At 65.0% G+C, this 24,436-nt stretch carries 25 protein-coding genes and 1 tRNA gene; 14 read left to right on the forward strand and 12 right to left on the reverse strand.

Going from position 1 to position 24,436, the window contains the following annotated elements:
* Positions 1 to 137: 137 nt before the first annotated feature.
* From CDI09_RS08470 to CDI09_RS08480, 3 genes are all read right to left on the reverse strand, one after another.
* Positions 138 to 1,025 carry a polyprenyl synthetase family protein gene (locus CDI09_RS08470; protein WP_078524162.1) on the reverse strand — a complete coding sequence of 296 codons (888 nt, stop codon included), beginning with the start codon at positions 1,023 to 1,025 and terminating at the stop codon, positions 138 to 140.
* A 56-nt stretch (positions 1,026 to 1,081) separates the two neighbouring features.
* Complete coding sequence (locus tag CDI09_RS08475; RefSeq protein WP_078524161.1) at positions 1,082 to 1,312, reverse strand: exodeoxyribonuclease VII small subunit; 231 nt, start codon at positions 1,310 to 1,312, stop codon at positions 1,082 to 1,084.
* 100 nt (positions 1,313 to 1,412) lie between these two features.
* Positions 1,413 to 1,679 (reverse strand): sulfurtransferase TusA family protein, encoded by a 267-nt coding sequence (locus CDI09_RS08480; protein ID WP_078524159.1) that lies wholly within the window; start codon positions 1,677 to 1,679, stop codon positions 1,413 to 1,415.
* Positions 1,680 to 1,802: 123 nt separating this feature from the next.
* On the opposite strand from CDI09_RS08480, the gene CDI09_RS08485 reads away from it, so the two are divergent.
* A complete protein-coding gene (locus CDI09_RS08485; protein WP_078524157.1) occupies positions 1,803 to 2,711 on the forward strand; it encodes an ROK family protein in 909 nt (302 codons plus the stop codon).
* A 23-nt stretch (positions 2,712 to 2,734) separates the two neighbouring features.
* On the opposite strand, the gene CDI09_RS08490 is transcribed toward CDI09_RS08485, so the two are convergent.
* A complete protein-coding gene (locus CDI09_RS08490) occupies positions 2,735 to 3,502 on the reverse strand; it encodes an RlmE family RNA methyltransferase (protein WP_078524155.1) in 768 nt (255 codons plus the stop codon).
* A 12-nt stretch (positions 3,503 to 3,514) separates the two neighbouring features.
* Positions 3,515 to 4,645, reverse strand: a complete 1,131-nt coding sequence (locus CDI09_RS08495; RefSeq protein ID WP_078524153.1) for a Ppx/GppA phosphatase family protein — start codon at positions 4,643 to 4,645, stop codon at positions 3,515 to 3,517.
* A 168-nt stretch (positions 4,646 to 4,813) separates the two neighbouring features.
* Here CDI09_RS08495 and CDI09_RS08500 point away from each other — a divergent pair.
* Positions 4,814 to 4,887: transfer RNA gene (locus CDI09_RS08500), tRNA-Gln, on the forward strand.
* 162 nt (positions 4,888 to 5,049) lie between these two features.
* Here the strand turns inward: CDI09_RS08500 and CDI09_RS08505 are convergent.
* Together CDI09_RS08505 and CDI09_RS08510 are read right to left on the reverse strand one after the other, a co-directional pair.
* Entirely contained in the window at positions 5,050 to 6,153 is a 1,104-nt protein-coding gene (locus CDI09_RS08505) for an AbrB family transcriptional regulator (RefSeq protein ID WP_078524152.1), read from the reverse strand.
* Between the two features lie 200 nt (positions 6,154 to 6,353).
* Positions 6,354 to 7,082 (reverse strand): SDR family NAD(P)-dependent oxidoreductase, encoded by a 729-nt coding sequence (locus CDI09_RS08510; protein WP_078524151.1) that lies wholly within the window; start codon positions 7,080 to 7,082, stop codon positions 6,354 to 6,356.
* Positions 7,083 to 7,301: 219 nt separating this feature from the next.
* On the opposite strand from CDI09_RS08510, the gene rpmI reads away from it, so the two are divergent.
* The 6 genes from rpmI (at position 7,302) to lpxB (ending at position 13,973) form a co-directional block, all read left to right on the forward strand.
* On the forward strand, positions 7,302 to 7,505 hold the full coding sequence (gene rpmI / locus CDI09_RS08515) for a 50S ribosomal protein L35 (protein WP_007400447.1): 204 nt from the start codon (positions 7,302 to 7,304) through the stop codon (positions 7,503 to 7,505).
* Between the two features lie 14 nt (positions 7,506 to 7,519).
* The gene (rplT, locus tag CDI09_RS08520) at positions 7,520 to 7,876 is read left to right on the forward strand and encodes a 50S ribosomal protein L20 (RefSeq protein WP_014104634.1); all 357 of its coding nucleotides are present in this window, start codon (positions 7,520 to 7,522) and stop codon (positions 7,874 to 7,876) included.
* A gap of 185 nt (positions 7,877 to 8,061) precedes the next feature.
* Positions 8,062 to 9,132 (forward strand): phenylalanine--tRNA ligase subunit alpha, encoded by a 1,071-nt coding sequence (gene pheS / locus CDI09_RS08525; protein ID WP_078524149.1) that lies wholly within the window; start codon positions 8,062 to 8,064, stop codon positions 9,130 to 9,132.
* A gap of 3 nt (positions 9,133 to 9,135) precedes the next feature.
* Positions 9,136 to 11,598 (forward strand): phenylalanine--tRNA ligase subunit beta, encoded by a 2,463-nt coding sequence (gene pheT, locus CDI09_RS08530; protein WP_078524147.1) that lies wholly within the window; start codon positions 9,136 to 9,138, stop codon positions 11,596 to 11,598.
* Complete coding sequence (pstS, locus tag CDI09_RS08535; protein WP_078524145.1) at positions 11,579 to 12,625, forward strand: phosphate ABC transporter substrate-binding protein PstS; 1,047 nt, start codon at positions 11,579 to 11,581, stop codon at positions 12,623 to 12,625. The genes pheT and pstS overlap by 20 nt, the downstream gene beginning before the upstream one ends.
* Before the next feature lie 130 nt (positions 12,626 to 12,755).
* Complete coding sequence (gene lpxB / locus CDI09_RS08540; protein ID WP_078524143.1) at positions 12,756 to 13,973, forward strand: lipid-A-disaccharide synthase; 1,218 nt, start codon at positions 12,756 to 12,758, stop codon at positions 13,971 to 13,973.
* On the opposite strand, the gene CDI09_RS08545 is transcribed toward lpxB, so the two are convergent.
* The 3 genes from CDI09_RS08545 to ygfZ are packed head-to-tail and all read right to left on the reverse strand — an operon-like array spanning position 13,924 to position 15,423.
* A complete protein-coding gene (locus CDI09_RS08545; protein ID WP_236944589.1) occupies positions 13,924 to 14,124 on the reverse strand; it encodes a hypothetical protein in 201 nt (66 codons plus the stop codon). The genes lpxB and CDI09_RS08545 overlap by 50 nt on opposite strands.
* Before the next feature lie 7 nt (positions 14,125 to 14,131).
* On the reverse strand, positions 14,132 to 14,548 hold the full coding sequence (gene hisI / locus CDI09_RS08550; RefSeq protein WP_078524140.1) for a phosphoribosyl-AMP cyclohydrolase: 417 nt from the start codon (positions 14,546 to 14,548) through the stop codon (positions 14,132 to 14,134).
* A 44-nt stretch (positions 14,549 to 14,592) separates the two neighbouring features.
* Positions 14,593 to 15,423: a CAF17-like 4Fe-4S cluster assembly/insertion protein YgfZ gene (gene ygfZ, locus CDI09_RS08555; RefSeq protein WP_078524139.1), complete on the reverse strand. Its 831-nt coding sequence runs from the start codon at positions 15,421 to 15,423 to the stop codon at positions 14,593 to 14,595.
* A gap of 83 nt (positions 15,424 to 15,506) precedes the next feature.
* Between ygfZ and CDI09_RS08560 the strand changes: the two genes are divergently transcribed.
* From CDI09_RS08560 to CDI09_RS08580, 5 genes are all read left to right on the forward strand, one after another.
* Positions 15,507 to 16,424 (forward strand): glycosyltransferase family 9 protein, encoded by a 918-nt coding sequence (locus tag CDI09_RS08560; RefSeq protein WP_078524137.1) that lies wholly within the window; start codon positions 15,507 to 15,509, stop codon positions 16,422 to 16,424.
* 201 nt (positions 16,425 to 16,625) lie between these two features.
* The gene (locus CDI09_RS08565) at positions 16,626 to 17,321 is read left to right on the forward strand and encodes a hypothetical protein (RefSeq protein ID WP_078524135.1); all 696 of its coding nucleotides are present in this window, start codon (positions 16,626 to 16,628) and stop codon (positions 17,319 to 17,321) included.
* A gap of 40 nt (positions 17,322 to 17,361) precedes the next feature.
* Positions 17,362 to 18,726: a PQQ-like beta-propeller repeat protein gene (locus CDI09_RS08570; protein ID WP_110571256.1), complete on the forward strand. Its 1,365-nt coding sequence runs from the start codon at positions 17,362 to 17,364 to the stop codon at positions 18,724 to 18,726.
* A gap of 16 nt (positions 18,727 to 18,742) precedes the next feature.
* Entirely contained in the window at positions 18,743 to 20,170 is a 1,428-nt protein-coding gene (der, locus tag CDI09_RS08575; protein ID WP_078524131.1) for a ribosome biogenesis GTPase Der, read from the forward strand.
* A 131-nt stretch (positions 20,171 to 20,301) separates the two neighbouring features.
* Positions 20,302 to 21,144, forward strand: a complete 843-nt coding sequence (locus CDI09_RS08580) for an isochorismatase family protein (protein WP_078524129.1) — start codon at positions 20,302 to 20,304, stop codon at positions 21,142 to 21,144.
* 6 nt (positions 21,145 to 21,150) lie between these two features.
* On the opposite strand, the gene CDI09_RS08585 is transcribed toward CDI09_RS08580, so the two are convergent.
* Positions 21,151 to 22,494: a GntT/GntP/DsdX family permease gene (locus CDI09_RS08585; RefSeq protein WP_078527632.1), complete on the reverse strand. Its 1,344-nt coding sequence runs from the start codon at positions 22,492 to 22,494 to the stop codon at positions 21,151 to 21,153.
* Positions 22,495 to 22,698: 204 nt separating this feature from the next.
* On the opposite strand from CDI09_RS08585, the gene CDI09_RS08590 reads away from it, so the two are divergent.
* The gene (locus CDI09_RS08590; RefSeq protein WP_078524128.1) at positions 22,699 to 23,448 is read left to right on the forward strand and encodes a dienelactone hydrolase family protein; all 750 of its coding nucleotides are present in this window, start codon (positions 22,699 to 22,701) and stop codon (positions 23,446 to 23,448) included.
* Here CDI09_RS08590 and ubiA read toward each other — a convergent pair.
* The gene (gene ubiA, locus CDI09_RS08595) at positions 23,438 to 24,355 is read right to left on the reverse strand and encodes a 4-hydroxybenzoate octaprenyltransferase (protein WP_078524126.1); all 918 of its coding nucleotides are present in this window, start codon (positions 24,353 to 24,355) and stop codon (positions 23,438 to 23,440) included. The two genes, CDI09_RS08590 and ubiA, sit on opposite strands and share 11 nt — an antisense overlap.
* Positions 24,356 to 24,436: the final 81 nt, after the last annotated feature.

The raw sequence follows: 24,436 nt of genomic DNA on the forward strand, positions 1-24,436 counted from the left end.
CCGCAGTTCCTCCGCAAGCTGCTTGAGCTGCTCGACCGAGAGGTTGCGCATGTCGTGCGGCCACTGCACCCGGTCAAGCTGGGCGTAGCGCCCAAGGGTGGGGATGGTGGAGGACGTGTTGCTCTCGCTCATGTCGATCAGTTCCTGCGCTCGACCACGTAATGCACCAGGTCGCGCAGGCGATCCGCCTCGGGCCCGAAGATGTCGATATGGGATTCGGCCTGCTCGGCCACGCGCCGCGCCTCACGCGCGGCGCCCTCCACGCCCAGCAGGGCGACATAGGTGGACTTGCCAGCCGCTTCGTCCTTGCCTGCGGTCTTGCCGAGTTCCTCGGCGCTGGCGGTGGCGTCGAGCACGTCATCGGCAATCTGGAAAGCGGCGCCAAGGTCACGGCCATAGGCCGAGATGCGCCTGCGCACGTCATCGTTGGCCTGGCCAAGGATGGCCCCGGCCTCGGCGGCGTAACGGATCAGGCAGCCGGTTTTCAGCGCATGCAGGCGCGCGACTTCCTCAAGCGAAAGGGCGCGGCCTTCGCCTTCCATGTCGATCATCTGGCCGCCCACCATGCCGGCCGCGCCCGAGGCGTCGGCCAGCGCGCGCACGAGGTTGATGCGCACTTCGGCTGAGGCATGCGTCAGCGGATTGGCCAGTATGTCGAACGACATGGTCTGCAGCGCATCACCGGCGAGGATGGCGGTGGCCTCATCGAACTTGCGGTGGGTGGAAGGCTGGCCCCGGCGCAGGTCGTCATCATCCATGGCGGGCAGGTCGTCATGCACCAGGGAGTAGGCATGCAGCATCTCGACCGAGGCCGCGACACGGTCTGCCGCCTCGGCGCCGGTTTTGAACAGACTGGCCACTTCGGCCACCAGGTAGCCGCGCAGGCGCTTGCCGCCGCCCAGGGTGGCATAGCGCATGGCATCGATCAGGCGGGCCTCGCCGCCTTCCACACGCGGGAGGAGGCGGTCGATCATCGTCTCGATGGCGCTGGCGCGCGCGGACATGGATGCACGCAGACGGACCATGCGATCCGTTCCGTCTGTTTGGGACGAGGGTGCTGTTGTTTGGCTCATCTGGTGCATCAATCCATTGGTTTCGTTTCCAGCGCGCCATCGGCACGCTGGACAATCGCCTGAACGCGGGCCTCGGCCTCGTCCAGTTTCTTCTGACAGTACTGTCGCAGGGCGGCGCCACGCTCATAGGCGGTGATCGCGTCTTCCAGCCGCAGCTGGCCGACCTCAAGCTGGCGCACGATGGCTTCAAGTTCGGCCAGAGCCTCCTCGAAGGAAAGGTTGGTCAGGTCATCGGTCATGTGGGCGCGGCACTTCCTGAAATAACGGGGCTGGCGGAGGCATTACATCCTTGAAGGCCCTCCTGCCAAGGGGACAACGTGTTTTACGGTATTTTGGAGTCTATGCCGAGGCCGGTGGCGTGGCGGGAGCGGGTGTGGCGTCGGGCCTGCGGCGGATGACGAAGGAAAGCGTGCCGCCTTCCTCGCCAAAAGCGATGAGGGCATGGCCCGTTTCACGGCAGAAAGCCTGGAAATCCGCAACCGAGGCCCGGTCGGTCGCGATGACGCGCAGCCGCGCGCCGGGGGGCAGGCCGCGCAGCATGCGGTTGGCCTTGAGCACGGGCAGGGGGCAGGTGAGGCCGCGCGCGTCTAGCAGGATTTCACTCATGGGTGGCCATGCCTCCTTGGTGGTTGGCAGCTATGCCCTTGCATCAGGGTTTGATGTTGCGTGCAGGTACGATCATAAAAGCAAATGCGCCACTGATAAAACATGATGAAAGAAAGACTCCGGATGGCCGAGTATCGTATTGGAATTGATTTTGGTGGAACCAAGATCGAAATAACCGCCCTTGGCATGGATGGCGCCGAGCTGCTGCGCCGCCGCATTGCCAATCCTGGCAACTACCCTGCGGCCATCGAGGCCATGTGCGACCTGATCCGGGGCGTTGACCAGGAACTCGGGGGGACCGGCACGGTTGGAATCGGCATTCCCGGCTCCATCAGCCCCGATACGGGCGTAATCAAGAACGCCAATGCCACGTGGCTCAATAACCAGCCCCTGATCGTGGACATGACGGCAGCCCTCGGGCGTGACGTGCGCGTCGAGAACGATGCGAACTGCTTCGCGTTGTCGGAGGCGATTGATGGCGCGGGGGCGGGTCATCACAGCGTGTTTGGCGTAATTATTGGCACCGGCATGGGCGCTGGCATCGTGGTCGACCAGAAACTGCTGATCGGCCATAACCACATTGCGGGTGAATGGGGGCATGTGCCGCTGCCGTGGCCGCGCATTGAGGAATTTCCCATGCCCAAATGCTTCTGCGGCAATGAAGGGTGCATGGAGCGCTTTCTCAGCGGCTCGGCGCTGGCGCAGGACTGGAAAGGTCCCGGCCACCGCAGCGCCGCCCATATCGAGCAGGAAGCCGAGGCAGGCGACCTGACCGCCATCGGCGCGCTCGACCGCTACATGGACCGCATGGCCCGCGCCTGCGCCATGGCCATCAACTTCATGGACCCCGACATCATCGTGCTTGGCGGCGGCGTGTCGAACCTTGATTCGATCTATGAGCGCGTGCCCCGCCTCATGCGCCGCTATGTCATCACCCCCAACTGCACCACGCCAATCGTGCGCAACCAGCATGGCGACAGCTCGGGCGTGCGGGGCGCCGCATGGCTGTGGGATGATCACCACGCGGCATGACGGCCCGAAGGGGGAGGGTGGTTTCAGTCTTCCCCTTCACCATCAGGGCCACGAAAGCCCGTGGCCACCACGTAAAGCTCGCTGGATTCCTTGCGGCTCGCCGGCGGCTTGGCGTGGCGCACCTGCGTGAACTGGCGCTTGAGTTCAGCCAGCATCTGCTTTTCCGACCCGCCCTGGAACACCTTGGCCACGAACGCGCCGCCGGGGGCGAGAATGCGCGTTGCGAAATCCAGCGCCAGTTCGGCCAGGCCGATGATGCGCAGGTGATCGGTCGGCGCATGACCCGTGGTGTTGGGCGCCATGTCGGACATGACCACGTCGGCCCGCCCGCCCAGCAGTTCCGTCAGGCGGTCTGGCATGTCGGGGTCGTTGAAATCCCCTTCGATGATGGTGGCGCCCGGCACGGGATCGACGGGCAGCAGGTCCACGCCCACCACCTCGGCAGCGCCCCGCTTGACCGCGACCTGCGTCCAGCCGCCCGGCGCCGCGCCAAGATCAACGATGCGCGTGCCCGGCGTGATGAGGTGAAAACGGTCATCAAGTTCGATCAGCTTGAAGGCGGCGCGCGAGCGCCAGCCCTGCTTCTGGGCGGCCTGCACGTAGGGGTCGTTGAGCTGGCGCTGGAGCCAGCGGTGCTGGGCGGTGGTGCGCCCGCGTGCCTTCTTTACGGTTACGGTCTTGGTGCGGTTGGTCTGGGCGGCCTGCCCGTCGGCCGCGCTGTTGCCCGTGCCGGGGGTGAGACTGCTGGTACGGGCCTTGCCGGGAATGCGGGTGGTGGAACGCTGCTTCATGACGGGACGCGGTCAGGAACTGACCTGGTGCTCCAAACGATTGTACAGGGAAAAGGAAGGCGGCGCGGTGGCTGGGGCCGCCTGTCGCCTGCGGTCGCCAATCATGCGTAAAAGCAGGCCGTCGCGCAATCCCCGGTCGGCCACGGTAACTTCCGGCATGGGCCATGTGGTGACGATGGCCTCGAATATGGCGCAGCCCGGCAGGATGTAGCGTGCGCGCTCCGCCCCGATGACGGGGTTGCGCACCATCCCCTCGAGCCCGCCCGCGCGCAGGGTGTCGATCATGCTCAGGGCGCGGGGCACGGACAGGGCGGAGCCATCAATGCCGCTACGGTCATAACGGTCCTGGCCCAGGGCGAGGCTGGCCAGCGTGGTCACGGTGCCGCTGGTGCCCAGCAGCATGACATTCTGGCGCGCGATCTCACGTGCGATGCAGTGCACGTCGTCAAAGCCGCGCAGCACGTCGCTGATTTCGGATACGACGCCGTGGTAGCCTCGATCGGTAAAGATATCGGCGCCATGGCGCTCGGCCAGGGTCATGATTCCCACCGGCAGGCTGACATAGCCCGACAGGTCATGCCGCCTGGCCTCGCGGTCGATGCGCGCCCAGGCGATCTCGGTCGAGCCGCCGCCAATATCGAACAAGAGCCCCCGACTGGTGCCCGCCCGGCCGCCCTGCAGCAGGGAGGTGCAGGCCGCCAGCGCCAGTTCGGCTTCCTCCCGCGCGGAAATGACGGATATGTCGAGCCCGGTCTCATGCAGCACGCGACCTATGAATTCCATGCCATTGGCCGCTTGCCTGCATGCCTCGGTGGCGATGGCGCGGTGGCCGTGCAGGTCATACAGCCCCATGCGCGCCACGCAGGACTGAAGGGCGGCAAGCGTGCGCTCCATGGCGGCATCGGCCAGTTGGCCGGAATGGTGCAGCCCCTCGCCAAGGCGCACGGCGCGGCTGAAACTGTCGATCACGCGCAGGCCGTGCTCGCCCGCGCGGGCAATGAGCAGGCGGCAGTTATGGGTGCCAAGGTCAATGGCGGCATAAAGCGGCGCGCGCATGAAGCGGCGGTGCATGGCGGGCGGGCGGGGCGCAATCCCGGCCGGCTGGCGTATCTTTGCACTAAGCGGCTGCTGGACCATGTTCATCCCAAACCCGTTTGACGGCCAAGGTATTACCTATTGTGTTGAGTGTTCTGCACAAAACGCAAGACAAAAGAGAAAAGTTTATAAAAATGCGCAGCAGGGGGTTGCACCCCCCGGAGCAGGCGGGTATATGCCTGATCACCGCAGCGCATCGCGCCGCTCTCTCCTTGCTGGGGGATAGTTTAGCGGTAGAACTACCGGCTCTGACCCGGTCAGCCCTGGTTCGAATCCAGGTCCCCCAGCCATAATTTCCTTAAAAAATTGATTGTCAGTCACAGTCTGCTTCCGGCATGGCTGTGAAGCGTGATTCCGGCCGTAACGTCTGGCGTTGCCCTGCACGGACCGCGCGTGCGGAGGCATGCGTGTCAACACGTTGGGAAGAGGCCTCGGCGTCCGTATGGATTGGGCTACCGTTCAACCCACCGGCTGAGCGTGCGGGCCAGAAACGGGCCGGTAAACAGCACGAGCACAAAGCGCACGGTCTGCATGGCCATGACGAAGGGCATGTCAACGCCGGGCGTGGTGGCCGCGATGATGGCCACGGTGTCCTCGCCCCCCGGGCTGGTGGCCAGATAGGCGGTCAGCAGCGAGACGTGCTTGAAACGGGCGAGTGCGAGCGCCATTGCCCCGCAGCCTGCAATCATCAGCATGATGGCCACGAATATATAAGGGAGCGCGCGTGCGGCGTAATGCAGCGTGGCGCGCGTAAAGCGCAGCCCGATGCCCCAGCCCAGCACGGCGTAACCGCTGGCAAGAAACCATGGCGGCAGGTCGATCGACAGCAGGCCCGTATCCTGCAGCGCTGTTGCAAATATAAGTGGCAGCATGAGCGCGCCTGCTGAGAGTCGCAGCATATGGGCGAGACATACGCCCGCCACGATGACGGCAATCGTCTCGCCAAAGGCGTTCCATGATGCGGGCATCGTCCAGAACGCGCTCGCTGCATCAGCCGTGACCGGGGTTGTGCCGCGCGCCATGGTTGTGGCCGCTATGGCAACGGCGGCGGCACGGAAATACTGCATGAAGGCGACGAGCCGCATATCCGCGCCATAGGCCTGCGACATGAGGGTCATGATTGTGGCTGCGCCCGGCGAGGCGCCCCACAGGGCCGTGCTGCCGGGCAGAACCTTCCACCGCGCCAGGCAGAAGCCGATCAGGGTGCACAGAACGATCACGCACAGGACCCCGCCAAGGAAAAAAGGCCCCTCGCCAATCACCTTGGAGAAAATGCTGATCCGCAGGCTGCGGGCGATCATGCACCCCACAATGCCCTGCGCCAGCAGGAAGGCGGGGCCAGGAATGGGGAGGTGGGCCTCATTGACCGCTAGCACCACGGCGGCGAACATCGGACCGATGAGGATGGCGGCGGGCAGGTGCATGGCATGCAGCGGAACGGTAAAGGCAACCGAGAGGGCAAGCAGGCAGCCCCACTTCAGGCTTATGTTGGCATTCCGGAATGAAATACGTATGGCGGGAGCCGTGCGGGCAGGGGCGGGCGTTCTGTCTGGCATGGAATTTCTCGATCGGACGCAGGCGGGCATCAATGCCACGTTTTATCCTGCCCGGATACGGTTTCGCGGTGGTGCCGCCGCGAATGGCTGCTCATTCCATACGGAATGGCTTCATGGGGGATAGGGGCGGCAGGATGTCGCCGTGCGTGATCCGTGTCGGGGCCGGGCGGCGTGGTGCCGCCCGGGTCTTCAGGGGGTGTTCAGGCCGTAATGCCGCCATCGGTCGTCAGCGCCGAGCCGGTAATGAAGCTGGCCTGCGGGCTGGCAAGGAACGAGACCACGGTGGCGATGTCGCTCACCTGGCCGTATTCCTTGTGGCACATGAAGCTGCGCAGCAGGTCGGCAGCCGGCCCGGTGGCGGGGTTCATGTCGGTATCGATCGGGCCGGGCTGGACCACGTTGATGGTGATGCCGCGCGGGCCAAGGTCACGCGCCGCCCCGCGGGCGAACCCGTTCAGCGCCGCCTTGGAGGCCGAATAGAGCGAAATGCCGGGGAAGGGCGAGCGATCGGCAAAGGCCGAGCCGATCAGGATGATGCGGCCGCCCTTTGTCATGTGGCGCGAGGCCTCGATGGCCTCGATCATCACGGCGCGCACGTTCAGGCCCAGCACGGCATCGACCTGCGCGTCGGTCATCTCGCTCACGTCACCATGGGGGTAGACGCCCGCATTGCACACCAGCGCGTCGATGCGGCCAAGGTCGCGCACCACGCGCTGTATGGCCGCGCGGTTGCCATTGCCTTCGCCATCGCAGCAGATGGCCATGGCGCGGCGGCCCAGGGCGCGGATTTCGGCCACGGTTTCCTCGGCGGCCTTCTCGTTGCGGGCGTAGGAGATGGCAATGTCATACCCGTCCTTTGCCAGAGCCCTGGCAATGCCCGCGCCAATGCCGCGGCTGCCGCCGGTTACGTAGGCTACGCGTTGGGTCATTTTGTTTTTCCTCCCGGTTATTATGGTGCTTTTTCCTCCTACAGCATGGAGCGGACAGGGGAAAGGACGGCTCAGGCCATCAAGGGGGTTGATCGGGCCTGCCAGGTTGTCTATAGCCTGCCTGTTCGCGCGTCCGGGCCTGTAGGGCATGCCCGGCCGCAATGGCGTTCCTGCCTGTAACAGGGCGGGGCGCAGCCTTTAAACCTTAAGGAGAAGCAAATGCCCAAGATGAAGACCAAGTCTTCGGTCAAGAAGCGGTTCAAGATCACCGCCACCGGCAAGGTGCTGGCAGGGCCCGGCAACAAGCGCCACGGCCTGATCAACCGCTCGCAGAAGATGAAGCGCACGAACCGTGGTTCGCAGGTGCTGACGGAAATGGATGGCCGCACTGTAAAGCAGTGGGCCCCCTACGGCCTGGCATAAGGAGCACCTGAGATATGGCACGTGTGAAACGCGGCGTAACGACGCTCGCCCGTCACAAGAAGGTTCTGGCAGCTTCCAAGGGCTTCCGGGGTCGTTCCTCCACCAATTACCGCATCGCGCTGGAACGTCTGGAAAAGTCGCTTCAGTATGCGTATCGCGATCGCCGCAACAAGAAGCGTGAGTTCCGCGCCCTGTGGATCCAGCGTATCAACGCTGCGGTGCGCGAGCATGGCCTGACCTACAGCCGCTTCATCAACGGCCTGGACAAGGCTGGCATCGAGATCGACCGCAAGGTTCTCGCCGCCATCGCCTATGACGACGCGGCAACCTTTGCCGAGATTGTGAAGAAGGCGCAGGCCGCTCTGGCCTGATCCCTGTTTCCGCCCGCGTGGCGACAGGTCCACGAAACGGGTCGTCCGCAGGGGCGGCCCGTTTTGTTTTATACGATGCCCGCACCCTGCCGCCGTGGCGGTTGCGGGCGCAAACACGCGCCGGGTCTGGTGGCCAGACTGATGCCCTTGCCAGCCCGCCCGATTGAGAGCCTGTGCGAGGTGCTATGAGTGACGATCTCGAAACCCTGAGGGAACAGACAGTTCAGGCACTCGCTGCCGCGACCGACCAGCGCGCGTGGGATAGCGTGCGCGTGGGCACGCTGGGCAAGTCGGGCAGGCTGACCGCGCTGCTCAAGGAACTCGGGCGCATGACGCCCGACGAGCGCCGCGCCCGTGGCGCCGCACTCAACCGCCTGCGTGATGAACTGACCCGCCTGATCGAGGCCCGTGGCCAGGAGCTCGAGGCCGCGGCACTCAACGCCCGCCTCGCCGCCGAGCGCGTGGATGTAACGCTGCCCTGCACGCCCGAGGCCGAGGGTTTGCTGCACCCCATCACCCGCACCATCGAGGAGATGGCCGCCATCTTCGGCTCCATGGGCTTCCAGATTGCTGAAGGCCCGGATATCGAGAGCGACTGGCACAACTTCTCGGCGCTCAACACGCCCGCCCATCATCCCGCGCGGACCGATCAGGATACGTTCTATCTGCCGCCCGAGGCCGAAGGCCAGCCCGAGCGCGTGCTGCGCACCCAGACATCGGGCGTGCAGATCCGCACCATGCTGGGCCAGGAACCGCCCATCCGCATCATCGCCCCCGGCCGCACCTACCGTGCCGACCATGATGCCACGCATTCCCCCATGTTCCACCAGTGCGAGGGGCTGGTGATCGAGAAGGGAATTACGCTCGGCCACCTCAAGGGCTGCCTGTCCGACTTCCTGCGCGCGTTCTTCCAGATGCCAGAGCTGCCGGTGCGTTTCCGCGCCTCCTACTTCCCGTTCACCGAGCCGTCGATGGAAATCGACATCGGCTGGTCGCGCAGGACCGGCCAGATCGGCGCGGGCGATGACTGGCTGGAAGTGCTGGGTGCGGGCATGGTCCATCCCCGCGTGCTGGCCAATTGCGGGCTGGATGCGCGGCAGTGGCAGGGCTTTGCCTTTGGCATGGGCATCGAGCGGCTGACCATGCTGCGCCACGGCATCCCCGATCTGCGCTCGTTCTATGAAAGCGATGTCCGCTGGTTGCGCCATTACGGCACCAGCCCCCTGTCTCCCGCCCTGCTGCACGAAGGTCTGTGATCGATGAAGTTCTCCCTGTCCTGGCTGCGCGAACACCTTGAGACCACCGCGACGCTGGAAGAGATCACCGCCACGCTGAACACCATCGGCCTTGAGGTGGAAGGCGTGGAAGACCCCGGTGCGGCGCTGGCGTCGTTCCGCACCGCCCGCATCATCGAGGCCGTGCAGCACCCCAATGCCGACCGCCTGCGCGTATGCCAGGTCGATGCAGGCGAGGGGTTCGAGCGCGTGCAGGTCGTGTGCGGCGCGCCCAATGCGCGTGCGGGGCTGCATGTCATCTTCGCGCCGCCGGGCACGCATATTCCTGCTTCGGGCATTACCATCAAGGCCGGCAAGCTGCGCGGCGAGGCCAGTGGCGGCATGCTGTGCTCGCTGCGCGAACTCGGCCTTGGCGAGGAGAGTGACGGCATTGCCGAACTGCCCGAAGGCACGGCGCCGGGTCAGTCCTACCCGCTCTTCGCCAGGCTGGACGATCCCGTGATCGACATCGCCATCACCCCCAACCGGGGCGATGCGCTGGCCGTGCGCGGTGTTGCGCGTGACCTGGCGGCAGCCGGGCTTGGCAAGCTGAAGCCCTGGCTGGTCGAGACGGTGGAAGGACAGGGCGAGAGCGCCATCAACTGGCGCATCACCTACCCCGAGGCCTGCCCGTGGGTGCTTGGCCGCACCATCCGTGGCGTGAAAAACGGCCCCAGCCCGGCATGGCTGCGCCGGAGGCTGGAATCGATCGGCCTGCGCCCGATCTCGGCGCTGGTCGATATCACCAATTTCTTCACCCATGACCTTGGCCGCCCGCTGCATGTGTTCGATGCCGACAGGATCCGTGGCGGTGAACTGACCATCTGCCGGGGGGCTGGCGAGACCTTTACCGCGCTCGATGGCAGCGAGCACGTCATGACCCCCGATGACTGCGTGATTGCCGACAGCAGCGGCGTGCTGTCGCTTGCAGGCATCATGGGCGGGGCGGAAAGTGGCGTGAGCGAGGAGACGACCTCCGTATTCGTGGAATGCGCCCTGTTCGACCCCGTGGCCATTGCACTGGCCGGGCGGCGGCACAACCTGCATTCCGATGCCCGCCAGCGCTTTGAGCGCGGGGTGGACCAGGCCCTGCCGCCCGTGGCCCTCGAGGCTGCGACGCGCATGATCATCGACCTGTGCGGTGGTGTTGCCGATAACGTGGTCTCCGCCGGGGCCGAGCCCGCGTGGCAGCGGCAGGCGCATCTGGAATTCGCCCGGCTTGAAACCCTTGGCGGCCTGGTGGAAGAGCCGGATCACGCCGTGCACCTGCTTGAGGGGCTGGGCTTTGAGGTGCGCGAATGCGATGCCCGCCATGTGGTGGTGGATGTGCCTTCGTGGCGCAACGACATTGCAATGCCCATGCTGCTCGACCAGCAGCCCGACCTGCCCGAAGCCCGCGCCAGAGCCGCAGCGGAAGGGGCCGTGGCGATCAACCCGGAAGTGGACCTGATCGAGGAAGTGCTGCGCCTGCGCGGGCTGGATAGCGTGCCCGCCGTGTCGCTGCCGGTGCATGGCGCCGTGCCGCTACCAGCCCTGACGCCCCGGCAGGCCCGCATTGCCAGCCTGCGCCGCACGCTTGCCGCGCGCGGATTGCTCGAAACGGTCGGCTTCTCCTTCGTGGCGCAGGAACAGGCTGCACAGTTTGGCGAAACCCCCGCCAGCCTGCACCTGCTCAACCCCATCGCTGCCGATCTTGACCAGATGCGCCCGACCCCGCTGGTCAACCTGCTGGCCGCGATCAGGGCCAACGCGGCGCGGGGCTACCCTGATATCGGCCTGTTCGAGGTTGGTCCCGGCTTCGATGCTGATGGCCAGAAGCAGGTCGCAGCCGGTATCCGCAGTGGCCATGGTGCCCGCCAGCCCGGTCAGCCAGCCCGGCCGGTTGACCTGTGGCAGGTCAAGGCCGATGCGCTGGCGGCGCTCGCGACCATGGGTGCCGCCATGGAAGGGCTGAGCCTGAGCGCCGATGCGCCCGCTTATTACCATCCGGGGCGCTCTGGCGTGATCCGGCAGGGGCCAAAGCTGGTGCTGGGCCATTTTGGGCAGTTGCATCCCGCCCTGCTGGCCGCGCGCGGCATCGATGTGCCCGTATGTGCGTTTACGCTGTACCCCGATGCGGTGCCCGAACCCAAGCGCCGGCGCAAGGGCCCGCCCGCGCTCTCGGCCTTCCAGCCACTCAAGCGTGACTTTGCGTTTGTGGTGAGCGCGGATGTGCCAGCGGAAAAACTGCTCAAGGCCGTAAAGGGTGCGGAACGCAACCTGATCGTGGCCGTCAGCCTGTTTGATGTGTATGAGGGCGACAAGATTCCGGCGGGCCACAAGTCGCTGGGTATCGAGATAACCCTGCAGCCGATGGACGGAACCCTGACCGATGCGGAAATCGAGGCTGTGTGTGAACGGGTGGTGGCCGCCGCGCATAAAAGCTGCAATGCCGTTCTGCGGGGCTGAGTCGCGGCGGTGGGCGCGGGGCCTGCGGCGCGCCGGGGGCGTGGCGCTGGTAGCAATGCTGGCCATGGCCAGCCCGCCCGCCTTTGCGACTGACATAACAGGTGCCGGCTCCAGCTTTGGCGCGCCGATTTATGGCGCGTGGGGGGCTGGGGCTGCAAAGGCCACCGATATCCGCCTTAATTACCAGACCATCGGCTCCGGAGCGGGACAGAACCAGGTCAAGGCCCGGACGGTGGATTTCGGGGCATCTGACGCGCCCATGACCGCAGCCCAGCTCCAGCAGAACGGGCTGGTCCAGTTCCCCACCGTGCTTGGCGCCATTGTGCCGGTGGTGAACCTGCCCGGCGTTGATGGCAGCCACCTGCGCCTGACCGGCCCCCTGCTGGCCGATATCTTTGGCGGCGGGATCAGCATGTGGAACGACCCGCGTATTGCTGCGGAAAACCCGGACCTGACCCTGCCAGCCATGCCCGTGGCCCCGGTGCGCCGGGCCGACGGGTCGGGCACCACCTTCGTGTTCACGTCCTATCTGGCCCGCGTCTCGCAGCGCTGGGCGCATGAGCAGGGTAGCGGTACCTCGATTGAATGGCCGGTAGGTGAGGGCGCGCGGGGCAATGACGGCATCGCCGCCGCCGTGCGCAACACCGAAGGCAGCATCGGTTATCTTGAATATGCCTATGCGGCAGGCAATCACATGCCCATAGCCCAGTTGCGCAATCACCATGGTGATGTGGTGGTGGCGGGTGATGCAAGCTTCCGTCAGGCCGTGACCACTGCCCACTGGTCTACCGATGCCAGCCATTCCGCCGATGTGCTGGATGGCGATGGCGCGGGGGCATGGCCCATCATGGCCGCGACCTATGTGCTGATTCCGACTGACCGCACCGATACGCCACAGGGGCAGGCAGTACGGGAATTCTTTACCTGGAGCATGGCGCATGGCAGCGAGGCGGCGGTAACGCTGAACTACGTGCCGCTGCCTGATGACATCCGCGCCAGCATAAGTAGCCTGCTCAACGCGCATTAATGGGCCAAAAAACCATACAGAAGTTTTTGGTGAAGCGTTTTTCAAAAAAGCTTCAGGCCTGTAAGCAGGGGCAGATATTTTTGTCGCTGCCATTTGCGCCTTTTCTTCTGACACGATAAGCCGGTCAGGCATGACCCAGCCTTCATCTTCCCCTGTGCCTGCTGGCATTTCTCCCTCCGGCCCGACCATATGGATCATGGCGGGGGAAGCCAGTGGCGACGTGCTGGGCAGCCGCCTCATGATCGCGCTGCGCCAGTTGCGGCCGGACCTGCATTTTGCAGGCATCGGGGGGGAGCGCATGCAGGCGCAGGGGCTGCAATCGCTTTTTCCGTTGCGTGATCTTGCGGTGATGGGCCTGCTTGAGGTGCTGCCACGCATCCGCCATCTCTCGCGCAGGCTCGATCAGGCCGTGGGGGATATTACCGCGCGCAGGCCCGCGCTGGTCATTACCATTGACAGCCCTGGCTTTACCCTCCGCCTGCTGCGCCGTATCGCGCCGCTCTCCATTCCGCGCCTGCATTACGTGGCCCCGCAGGTCTGGGCATGGCGCGAGCACAGGGTGCGCGAATTCCCCGGTCTGTGGGAGCGCATGTTGTGCCTGCTGCCCTTTGAGCCGGAATTTTTCGCCCGCCATGGCATCGAGGCGCGTTTTGTTGGTCATCCGGTGGTGCAGTCGGGGGCGGATGAGGGATCGGCTGAGGCATTCCGGGCGCGTTACGGGATTGCGCCTGATGCGCCCATCCTCGTGCTCATGCCCGGCAGCCGCCGCTCCGAAGCGCCGCGTCTGCTTCCGGTATTTGGCCGCATGCTGGCCCTGGTGCAGCGCAACAGGCCCGATATCGTGCCCGTGGTGCCGGTCTCGCCCGTTATTGCCGATATCGTGCGCGCAGGCGTGGCCCGGTGGCCGGTGCGGCCCCTGATCGTGACCGATATGCACGACAAGCATGATGCCTTTGCGGCCGCCTCCGCAGCCCTGACCAAATCAGGCACCTCCACGCTGGAACTGGCCATGGCCAACGTGCCCATGGCCGTGACCTATCGTGTCAATCCGCTGACGGCAGCCATCGCGCGGCGGCTGATTCGGGTGCCGTATGTGGCCATGGTCAACCTGCTGGCGGGCCACAGGCTGGTGCCCGAACTATTGCAGGAGCGCTGCACGCCCGAACTGCTGGCCGCCACCGTCGAGCGCCTGCTGGCGGACCCCGCCAGCCGCGACCTGCAACGCATGGGGTTTGCCCATATTCGTGCGGCCCTGCATGGCCCGGGCGAGAGTCCGGCCCATGCGGCGGCCCACGAGATTATTGACCTGCTGGAGGCGGGGCAGGCGGCGCGGGCTGGCCGGGCGTAACAGGCGCAGTTGCGGGTTCGTTTTCCGAGATCAGGGCATGCATTTCATTGCGCAGCATGAAAAAGCCCATGAGAACCGTGCCCACCACGGTAATGCCGATCCAGACCAGCTTGCTGATCTGTTCGCGTCTTTCTTCGTCGTTTTCCTGCATGATCCGTTCAGCCCTTGCCATAAAGTGTTTCAGTCGCAACCTCGGGTTGCGTGATCTCAACAATCCCTTCCGGGCGCAGCGCGTTATAGAAGCAGCTGCGCCGCCCGGTGTGGCAGGCAACCCCTTTCTGGTCGACAAGCAGCAGCACCGCATCACGATCGCAGTCCAGCCGCGCATCCACCAGGGTCTGCACCTGGCCTGATGTCTCGCCCTTGCGCCACAGGCCATTACGGCTGCGCGAGAAGTAGCACACGCGGCCCGTGCGCAGGGTTTCGTCCAGCGCCTCTGCATTCATCCATGCCAGCATCAGCACCTCGCCGTCGTCATGCTGCTGGGCGATGGCGGTTATCAGGCCATCGGCATTGAATTTGACGCGCTCGATCATGGCGGCGCGCGTGGCCGGTTCAGGCGGCGTATAGGGCATGGATATTGACCTTGAAACGTGAAAACAGGGGCGGGCAGGATGCCCTATTGCGGTTTGGCGGGCAGGCTGAACCATTGTGGCAGATGCACCCGCACCGCGTGCCCGGCCGCCACAAGGCCCGTATCATGCAGATGTTCGCTGCGGATCATGGCCAGCCCCGCGCCATCGCGTGAGGAGCGCATCTCGCCCACCGTCTTTTCCCCCGCCATGACCGGCGTGCCGGGTTCGGGCAGGTCGTGGCGGGCCAATACGGGCACGAGATGGCGGCGCACCAGCCCCCGGTAGCGCGTGCGCGCGGTCAGTTCCTGGCCCATGTAGCAGCCCTTGGTCCATGAAATGCCATTGAGCTGGTCGAAATTGGCTTCAAGCAGAAGGGTCCTGTCACTTTCGCAGTCACGCGGTCCGTCGGGCAGGCCGAGGGCGAGGCGATGGCGGTCGTAATCCACTTCATCCGCCGTAGGGTGGGGCGTGGGGTGGCCAAGCAGGACGCGCCAGCCCGCCCCGGCCACGCGCGGGTCGGGCGCTGCGGGATAGCTTTCGGGCGCGGTGAAGCCTTCGCCCCAGGCCGCGTGCACGGCATAGCCGGTCTCGCCAAGTTCAACCTGCGCGCGCAGGCGATAGCGCGACAGGCGCTGGCGCAGCATGTCGGCCTGGCTGGCATTGCAATCGAGGAGCAGGCGCTCGCCCTCGGGGTCGGCAAAGACAAAGAAATCCGCCAGCCACTTGCCCTGCGCGGACAAAAACGCGGTCCAGACCGCCTGGCCGGGGGCGACGGTGGTCATGTCGTTGGAGACAAGCCCCTGCAGGAAGGAGACGCGATCAGCTCCTGATACGCTGAGCACGCTGCGGTCGGAAAGGTGAGCAATTCTGGCCATGGGTGCAATCTGGCCACGCCCGTGCCCGCAGGCAAGGGCAAAGAGAGGTTGGCACGCACGCAAAACCTGACTAGCACCAGAAAATGCACATCCTGTTCATTACATCCACCCGGCTGGGGGATGCCATTCTCTCCACCGGGCTGCTCGATACGTTGCTGCGGCGCTACCCCGAGGCCGATTTCACCATCGCGTGCGGGCCGGTGGCGGCGGGGCTGTTCGCGCACATGCCGCGCCGCGTGCGCACGATCGAGATGGTCAAGCGCCCGCGCAACATGCACTGGGTCGATCTGTGGCGGCAGTGCCGGGGGCAGAAATGGGATCTGTGCGTGGACCTGCGCAGTTCGATCGTGAGCTATTTCCTGCGCGTGGGCGAGCGTCACGTCATGCAGGGCGGCCGCCGCAAGGGGCCACGGATTACGCATATCGGCAACCTGCTGGACCTTGATCCCGCACCGCTGCCGGTTACATGGACAAGTGAAGCCGAGCGCGAGCAGGCCGCGCGCATGCTGCCCGATGATGGCACGCGCTGGATCGCCCTTGGCCCCACGGCCAACTGGGATGGCAAGATCTGGCCGCCCGAGCGGTTTGTGTCGGTATTCAAAGCTCTGCAGGCCGATGACCCGCACCTGCGGCCGGTTATTCTGTATGGCCCTGGCGAGGCGGAGCGCGCCCGTGCCCTGCCGGTGATCCAACGCCTGCCCGATGCGCTGGACACGGGGGGTGGTCTTACGGTGACACAGGTGGCGGCTTTGCTTGCGCGGTGCACGCTGTTCATTGGCAATGATTCGGGGCTCATGCACCTGGCCGCCGCCAGCCGGATTCCCACGCTGGGGCTGTTTGGCCGCAGCAAGGCGATGGAATACGCGCCCGCTGGCCCGTGGGGACGGGTGGCAATGGCGCCCGGTCCGGTGGGCAACGCACCGATGGAGGGGCTGAGCGTGAAGCAGGTCGTTCTGACCGCGCAGGGACTTCTGCGTGACCGGGCGCATGCGAAACGGTGAAAAAACCTGATTTTTTGCATTTTCCGCCCGCTTATCGCTGGCGGTGCAAAACAGGCCGGTCTATGTGATCGAACAGGCGGAAATGGGCCACAGCGCTGGCCGGGCGGTTTGCCGTGCCGCGCCGGGCCGGGTATGCTGGGCCGGAGATCACGACGCGTAAGGTGCGATGCGCCACGCAAGCGAGCAGGGAACGACACGAACGTGGCTGACGACATCTTCATGGAAGTCGATGAGGAAATCCGTGCCGAACGCATCCGGGCACTGGCGCGGCGCTATCTTGTCGTCGCCGGTGTCGTGGTGGCGGCCGTGTGCATTGGCGCGGGCGGGTGGCAGTATTCCGTCTCGCGCGCCCACAAGGCGGATGCCGCCGTCTCGGCCGCCTATTTCACCGCCATGCAGGATGCCACCCGCGCACCCGACGCCACGGGCGCGGATACCAGCCTGACAACCCGGCAGAAAAAAGGCCTGCAGGAGCTTGAAGCGCTTGATGGGCAGGCCCGTCCGCCGCTGCGCGTGCTCGAGCGCATGGAGCGCGCGGCCCTGCTGGCCGCAGATGGCAGGCTGCCTGCCGCCCTGGCCCTGTGGGATGGCGTGAGCCAGGAACACGCGGTTGACCCCACCATTGCAGCGCTCGCCAGCCTGCTGTGGGTGCAGCACCAGATTGACGGCGGTGATCCCGCCACCCTGCGTTCGCGTCTGGCGGTGCTTGATGGCGCGGGCCAGCCCTGGCGCGGGCAGGCCATCGAGGCCGAGGCCCTGCTGGACCTGCGCACGGGCAAGCCTGCTGATGCACGCGCCAGATTCGAGCGTCTGGCGATGGACATGACCATTGCCGATGGCGTGCGCAGCCGTGCCGAGGCCATGCTCCAGACGCTGGGGGGCGACGCTGGTGGCTAGCCCGACCCCTGCTTCCCCCACGCCGACCGACAGGAAGACCATGAAATCAGCCCTGAGCCGCCGCCATGTGTTGCTGGGCACGGGGGCGGCCCTGCTGGCCGCCTGTTCCGGCGAGCAGAAAAAAGCCCCGCTGCTGATCGGTCACCGTTCGGACGTGCTGCACACCGCCGCTGGCCTGACGGTGGACCCCGAGGAAACGCAGGCCGTGACCATTCCCGCCCCCACGGCGCTGAACGCATGGCCGCAATCGGGCGTAACCCCTGACCACGGGGGGCGCGATATCGCCTGGGGCCGCCAGATGCGCCATGAATGGACGCATGATATCGGCGCAGGCAATTCCGAGCCGGAATGGCTTTCCTATGTGGCGCTTGGTGATAGCGGGCGCGGTATCATTCAGGCCACGCCGGTCGTGCAGGATGGCCGCCTGTTCGTGGCGGATGCGCAGGGCGTGGTCCGTGCCTATCGCTGGCCCGGCATGCACAGGCTGTGGGAATACAACCCCAAGCCGCGCAAGATGATGTCGAACAATCTCGGCGGCGGCATCAGTGTGGACAAGGGCACGTTGTACATCGTCGATGGCATCGGCCAGGCGCTCGCGCTTGATGCGGCGACCGGCAAGCTGAAATGGCGCGTCAACATTCAGGCGCCGGGCCGCTCAGCACCCACCATAGCCGACGGGCGACTGTTCCTGGGCACGATTGACGAGCACCTGTACTGCCTTGATGCGGAAAACGGCAACGTGCTGTGGACCTATGCCGCAACTGCCGCCGATACCGTGATTTACGGCCAGCCCGCGCCTGCCGTGGCCGATGGGGTGGTGCTGGCGGGCTTTGGCTCGGGCGACCTTGTGGCGCTGCGTGCCGAAGGCGGCGAGGTGGTGTGGGCCGACACCCTGGGCAGCACCAACGGCCAGCAGGCGCTGATCGATTTCTCGTGCGTGCATGGCATGCCGGTCATTGCTGATGGCACGGCCTATGCCATCAGCACCGGTGCCGTTCTTGTCGCCATCGACATGCGCTCGGGCCGCAGGCTGTGGGAGCGCGGCATTTCGGGGCAGAACACGCCGCTGGTGATCGGGGACTGGATCTTCCTCATCTCCATGGACCAGCAGGTGGCCTGCCTTGACCGGCTTTCAGGCCATGTGCGCTGGATCACGCAGTTGCGGCAGTATGAGAATTCCGACAAGCAGAAGCGCGGCATCGTGTGGAATGGCCCGATTCTGGCAGGCGGCAAGCTGGTGTTCATCTCGAATTTCAAGCAGAACGGCGTTGTCATCATCGATCCCGCGCAGGGGCATATCGACTCCCTGCACGAGCTGCCAGCTGAAGTGACGACCGCACCGATCGTGGTCGATAATACGCTGTTGCTCATGGATAATAACGGCTACCTTATAGCCTATACCTAAAAAGAAAGTTGCCGCAGTGAGTTCATCTTTTCCATCCGCGCCAGTGGATGCGCTGCCGGTTGTCGTGATCGCGGGCAGGCCGAATGTCGGCAAGTCGACCATTTTCAACCGGCTGGTTGGCCGCAGGCAGGCGCTCGTGGCCGACACCCCCGGCGTCACCCGCGACCGAAAGGAAGGTCAGGCCACCGTGCGGGGCCGGGCCATCCGCATCATTGACACGGCAGGGCTGGAGGAGGCTGCACCCGATACGCTGTACGGCCGCATGCGTGCTTCATCCGAATCCGCCGTGGCCGAGGCCGATCTCGTGCTGTTCTGCATTGATGCGCGCAGCGGCATTACGCCCGCCGATGAGCATTTTGCCAACTGGCTGCGCCGCCAGGGCCGTCCGGTGCTGCTGATCGCCAACAAGGCGGAGGGGCGGCAGGGTGCCGCCGCTGCCATGGAAGCGTTCTCGCTGGGGCTGGGCACGCCGCTGGCCATGTCGGCCGAACATGGTGAGGGCGTGGCCGATCTCATGAGCGAGATCGTGGACCGCCTGCCGCCCACCGACCTGCCGCCAGTGAAAAAGGTCACCCGCCGCTCCCGGCGCGAGGATGCGCAGGCCGAGGGCGAGGAAGAAGATGTGCGCCCGCCCGGCCCGCTGCGCCTTGCCATCGTGGGGCGCCCCAATGCGGGCAAGTCCACGCTGCTCAACCGCCTGCTGGGCGAGGAGCGGATGATTACCGGTCCTGAGCCAGGGCTGACGCGCGATTCCATTGCCGTCATGCTGCATGATGATGAAGGCCCGATCCAGCTTGTCGATACGGCAGGCCTGCGCCGCAAGGCCCGGATTGACGAGACGCTGGAGAAGATGTCCGTCTCCGCCTCCATCGAGGCGCTGAAGATGGCGGAGGTCGTGATCCTCGTGCTCGATGCGACGCTGGGCGTGCATGAACAGGATCTGCAGATCGCCCGCCTGATCGAGCGTGAGGGCCGGTGCTGCGTGCTGGCGCTGAACAAGTGGGATGCGGTGGAGGACAGGGCAGCGACCCGTCAGGCCATCAAGGACCGGATCGAGACCTCGCTTGCGCAGATGCGCGGCATTCCCGTCGTATCGTTCTCGGCCATGACCGGGGCAGGCATCAACCGCCTGCTGCCTACCGTGCGCCGCGCTTATGAGGTATGGAACCGCCGCGTGCCCACCGGCGCGCTCAACCGCTGGTTCGAGATGATGGTCGAGCGCCATCCGCCGCCGCTTGTTGATGGGCGCAGGCTCAAGCTGCGCTACATCACGCAGGCCAAGGCGCGGCCGCCCACCTTCATCCTGTTCGGTACCCGCACCGACCAGTTGCCCGAGGACTATCAGCGCTATCTGGTCAACGGCATGCGCGAGACCTTTGATCTGCCCGGCACGCCCATAAGGCTGCTGCTGCGGGCCTCAAGCAATCCGTACGCCAGAAGCTAGGTTGTTGGATAAAAGTTTTTGGTGAAGCTTTTTTCACAAAAAGCTTCGTCCGGTGCCGTCTTTTCGGGAAAAAACGGCACCCGAAAACTTCTATCATTTTATTTTAAAATCATTTCCAGGCAGGGGGCTGCATGGTGGCGAACGGGCATTCCGGATTGTTCATCAAGCCCGCCGATGCGCTGCTTGTTATCGACATGCAGGTCGATTTCATGCCCGGCGGCCCCTTGGGCGTGGCAGGGGCGGATGGCATCGTGCCGCTCATCAACCGGCTGTGTGAACTGCCCTTTGGCCTGATTGCAGCAACACAGGACTGGCACCCGGCGGATCATGTGTCCTTTGACATGCGTGGCGGTCCGTGGCCGATGCATTGCGTTGCGGGCACGAAAGGGGCGGCACTCGTGCCCGATCTGGCGCAGGCCCATATTGGCGTGGTGCTGCGCAAGGGCATGCAGCCTGACCTCGACAGTTATTCCGCCTTTGAGGATAACGCGCGCGCCAGCCGTACCGGGCTTGACGGGCTGCTGCGGGGCAGGGGGATCAACCGCGTGTTCGTGGCAGGCGTGGCGCTGGATTACTGCGTGGCGGCGACCGCGCGCGATGCCGCCCGGGCCGGTTTTGCCACGGTGGTTCTGACCGATGCCTGCCGCAGTGTGGCTCAGTCTGCCGCTGTGGAGCAGGCGGCGCTCGTCAGTGAAGGTGTCGAGACAGCCCATGCGGTGGATGTACTGGCCCTGATGGACAGAGGCTGGACACCCCGGCAGATAGCCAACGTGCTGGACTCCCTTCTTGCCCGGAAATCATATGTGCAGGCCATCGCTGACAAGGCGCTGGAGATTTATAACAGCCATGATTGCCCCCGGCACAGGGAATTATCGGATGCCCTGATGGAACTGGCGGTGATGGATGCCGGGCCGGAATTTGAACTGGGCCGGGATGCCGTCCACGCCATCATCAACCGGATCAGATCTGTCTGATACCTGCTACCCCACCACCAGCGACAGCAGCAGGGCGAAGACCAGTCCCAGCACGGCAATCAGCGTCTCGATGACCGACCAGGTCTTTATGGTCTGCCCCACCGACAGGCCAAGATATTCCTTGATCTGCCAGAAGCCCGCATCATTGAGCGGCCCCAGCGCCACCGAGCCCGCGCCGGTTACGATCACCATCAGCTCGGGCGATGCCCCATGCGTGTGCACAAGGATCGGCCCCACGATGCCCGCCGCCGTGCTCATGGCCACGGTGGCCGAACCCGTGGCTACCCTGACTACGACAGCCAGCAGCCAGGCCAGCACCAGAAGCGGCACATGGGCACCCACCGCAAGGTCGGTAATGGCGGTTGAAACGCCGCTATCGACCAGTTCCTGCCCAAAGCCGCCACCTGCGCCCACCAGCAGCATGATCAGCGCCGTGGGGGCCAGGCAGTCATTGGTGAATTTGAGGATCGTCTCGCGGCTGAAGCCGCGCGCGGTGCCAAAGACCTGAAAGGACAGCAACGTAGCCAGCGCCAGCGCAATATCCGTATTGCCAATGAAGTGCAGCGCATTGTTGAGCGGTGTATGGGGGCTGGCCACCACATCCGCCGTCGACCCCACCAGCATCAGCACGACGGGCGAGAGAATGGTCAGGACCGTAATGCCAAAGCCGGGCATGCTCTTGGGCACATCGTGGTTAACGAACTGCGCCTCCAGCGCGGAAGGCAGCACGGGGCCGATGCGCCCGGCAATGAAACGGGCATAGACCGGCCCGGCAAGGGCTGCGGCAGGTGTTCCGATCACGATGCCCCACAGGATCGTGCGCCCGATATCGGCATGATAGGCTGAAAGGGCGAGCAATGTTGCCGGATGCGGCGGAATCATGGCGTGCGTGACCGAAAGGGCCGCCCCCATGGGCAGGGCCACGCGCAGAAGTGGCGTATTGGTGCGCCGCGCCAGTGTGAACGCCAGCGGGATCAGCAGCACGAACCCCACTTCAAAGAAAACCGGCAGCCCCACCAGCAGCCCGATCACCATCATCGCCCAGCTGACGCGCTTCTCGCCCGCAAGGCGGGTGATGGTCAGGGCAATGCGGTCAGCGCCGCCCGATTCCGCCAGCATCTTGCCCAGCATGGTACCCAGCGCGATAACGGTGGCTACATGCCCCAGCACCCGTCCTGCGCCGGCCTCGAACGAGGCGATGGCCTTTTGTGGCGGCATGCCCGCGCACAGCGCCAGCGCCAGCGAGACGGCAAACAGCACGATGAACGGATTGATCCGGAACCGGGCAATCAGCACCACGACGGATACGATGGCGCAGACGGCAAGCGAGAGGGCAAACAGGGATGACATCATGATTTCTGTAACGGATTCATGCCCCATACAGGCCGGGGCGGGGAAGGAAAGTCAATGTTTTAAGCGATTTTCGCGCAACATATGAACAAAAAACTGTCAATTTACGATCTGATATTACAGGCATGATCAGTCCGCCCCCTCTCGGTTGGTCGCCCGCATGCTGCTATCGTGGCCCCTTGTGCAAGCGACAGGAGCGTCATCATGATTATCCATTCCGACGAGACGGCAGATATTCCAACGCCTTCAGGCATGATGCGGATGCATATTTTCCGTCCCGCCATTGCAGGACGCTTTCCCGGAATCGTGCTTTTTTCCGAAATCTATCAGGTTACGGCCCCTATCCGCAGGCTGGCCGCCATGATGGCGGGGCAGGGTTACGTCGTGGCCGTGCCCGAGGTCTATCATGAATATGAACCGGCTGGCACCGTGCTGGCCTATGATAAACCGGGCACGGATCGCGGCAATTTCCTCAAATTCGAAAAGCCGGTCGCAGGCTACGATCAGGACGCCCGCGCTGCCCTTGACTGGCTGGCTGCCTGCCCGCACTGCACCGAAAGCCTGGCCACCATGGGCGTATGCCTCGGCGGCCATCTGGCGTTTCGCGCGGCCCTCGACCCACGGGTGCGGGCAGCGGTGTGTTTCTATGCCACCGATATCCACTCCGCCACGCTGGGGCAGGGCAGATGCGATGATACGCTGGCCCGCGTAGGCGAGATGCGTGGCGAGGCGCTGATGGTCTGGGGACGGCAGGACCCGCATGTGCCCTTTGAAGGACGGCAGATGATCCGTGCTGCGATGGAAAAGGCGGGCACATGCTACGAGTGGCATGAGTTCAACGCCCAGCATGCCTTCCTGCGCGATGAGGGGCATCGCTTTGATGCGGCCCTGTTCCTTCAGTGCATGGGCATGGCGCGTGATTTTCTGGGCCGCACGCTGCACGTCAGCGCGTAAGCGTTCCCGCCAGCACGGCCAGGGCAATGGCAAGCCCGGTTTCGCGGTTGAAGCGGAACAGCCGCAGGCAGGTGGCGGGGCTGCGTTCATCCAGCCGCCACACCTGCCAGCCCAGCAGCACTGCGGGCAGCGCCAGCACCAGCCAGAAGCCCGGACCCACATGGGCCAGGTAGCCTGCTCCGGCCAGCCCTGCCAGCGTCAGCCCGTAGCACGCGCCCACGAACAGCCGCGCATGCCCCGCCATGAGGCGGGAGGTGGAGCGCACGCCGATGCGGGCATCGTCCTCCATGTCCTGAAAGCCGTAGATCGTATCGAAGCCAAGCTGCCACACGATGGTGGCGGCATAGAGCGTGCCCAGTGCGGCATCGACATGGTTGGCCGCCGCCGCGTAGCCCAGCGGCGCGCCAAAGCCGAAGGTGAAACCCATGACAAGCTGCGGCCACCACGTGACCCGCTTGGCCAGCGGGTACAGCCCCACCAGAATGAGCGAGGATGCACCCAGAACCTGCGAAAGCCCATTGAGGTTCATCAGGATATTGAAGCCGATGAGCAGCAGGGCTGCGAGGAACAGCGCCGCCTCACGCATGGACAGGGCCCCCGAGGCCAACGGCCTGCCCGCCGTGCGCGCCACCTGGCGGTCGATGTCACGGTCCCACATGTCATTGACCACGCAGCCCGCGCCGCGCATGACCACGCTGCCGATGCCAAAGAGCACGATCAGGAAAAGCCGCTGCTTTGCAGGCACATGGTCTGGCAGCAGGATGCCCCACACGCCGGGCAGGAACAGGAGCCACGTGCCAATGGGCCGGTCGAGCCGCATCAGCAGGGCGTAGGGGCGCAGGCGGGGCGGCAGGCGGCCGATCCAGCCATCCACCCTGATGTCCGTATGGGGTATGGGCTGGTCCACGCTACAACTCCTTGCCGCTTGCCTGCTGCCGGTGGGGGCGGGTTTGCCGATGACGGCGCGCCCCATGGCTGCTAATGGCCA

Origin of the sequence: Komagataeibacter nataicola, assembly GCF_003207795.1 — a bacterium.
Lineage (GTDB): Bacteria > Pseudomonadota > Alphaproteobacteria > Acetobacterales > Acetobacteraceae > Komagataeibacter > Komagataeibacter nataicola.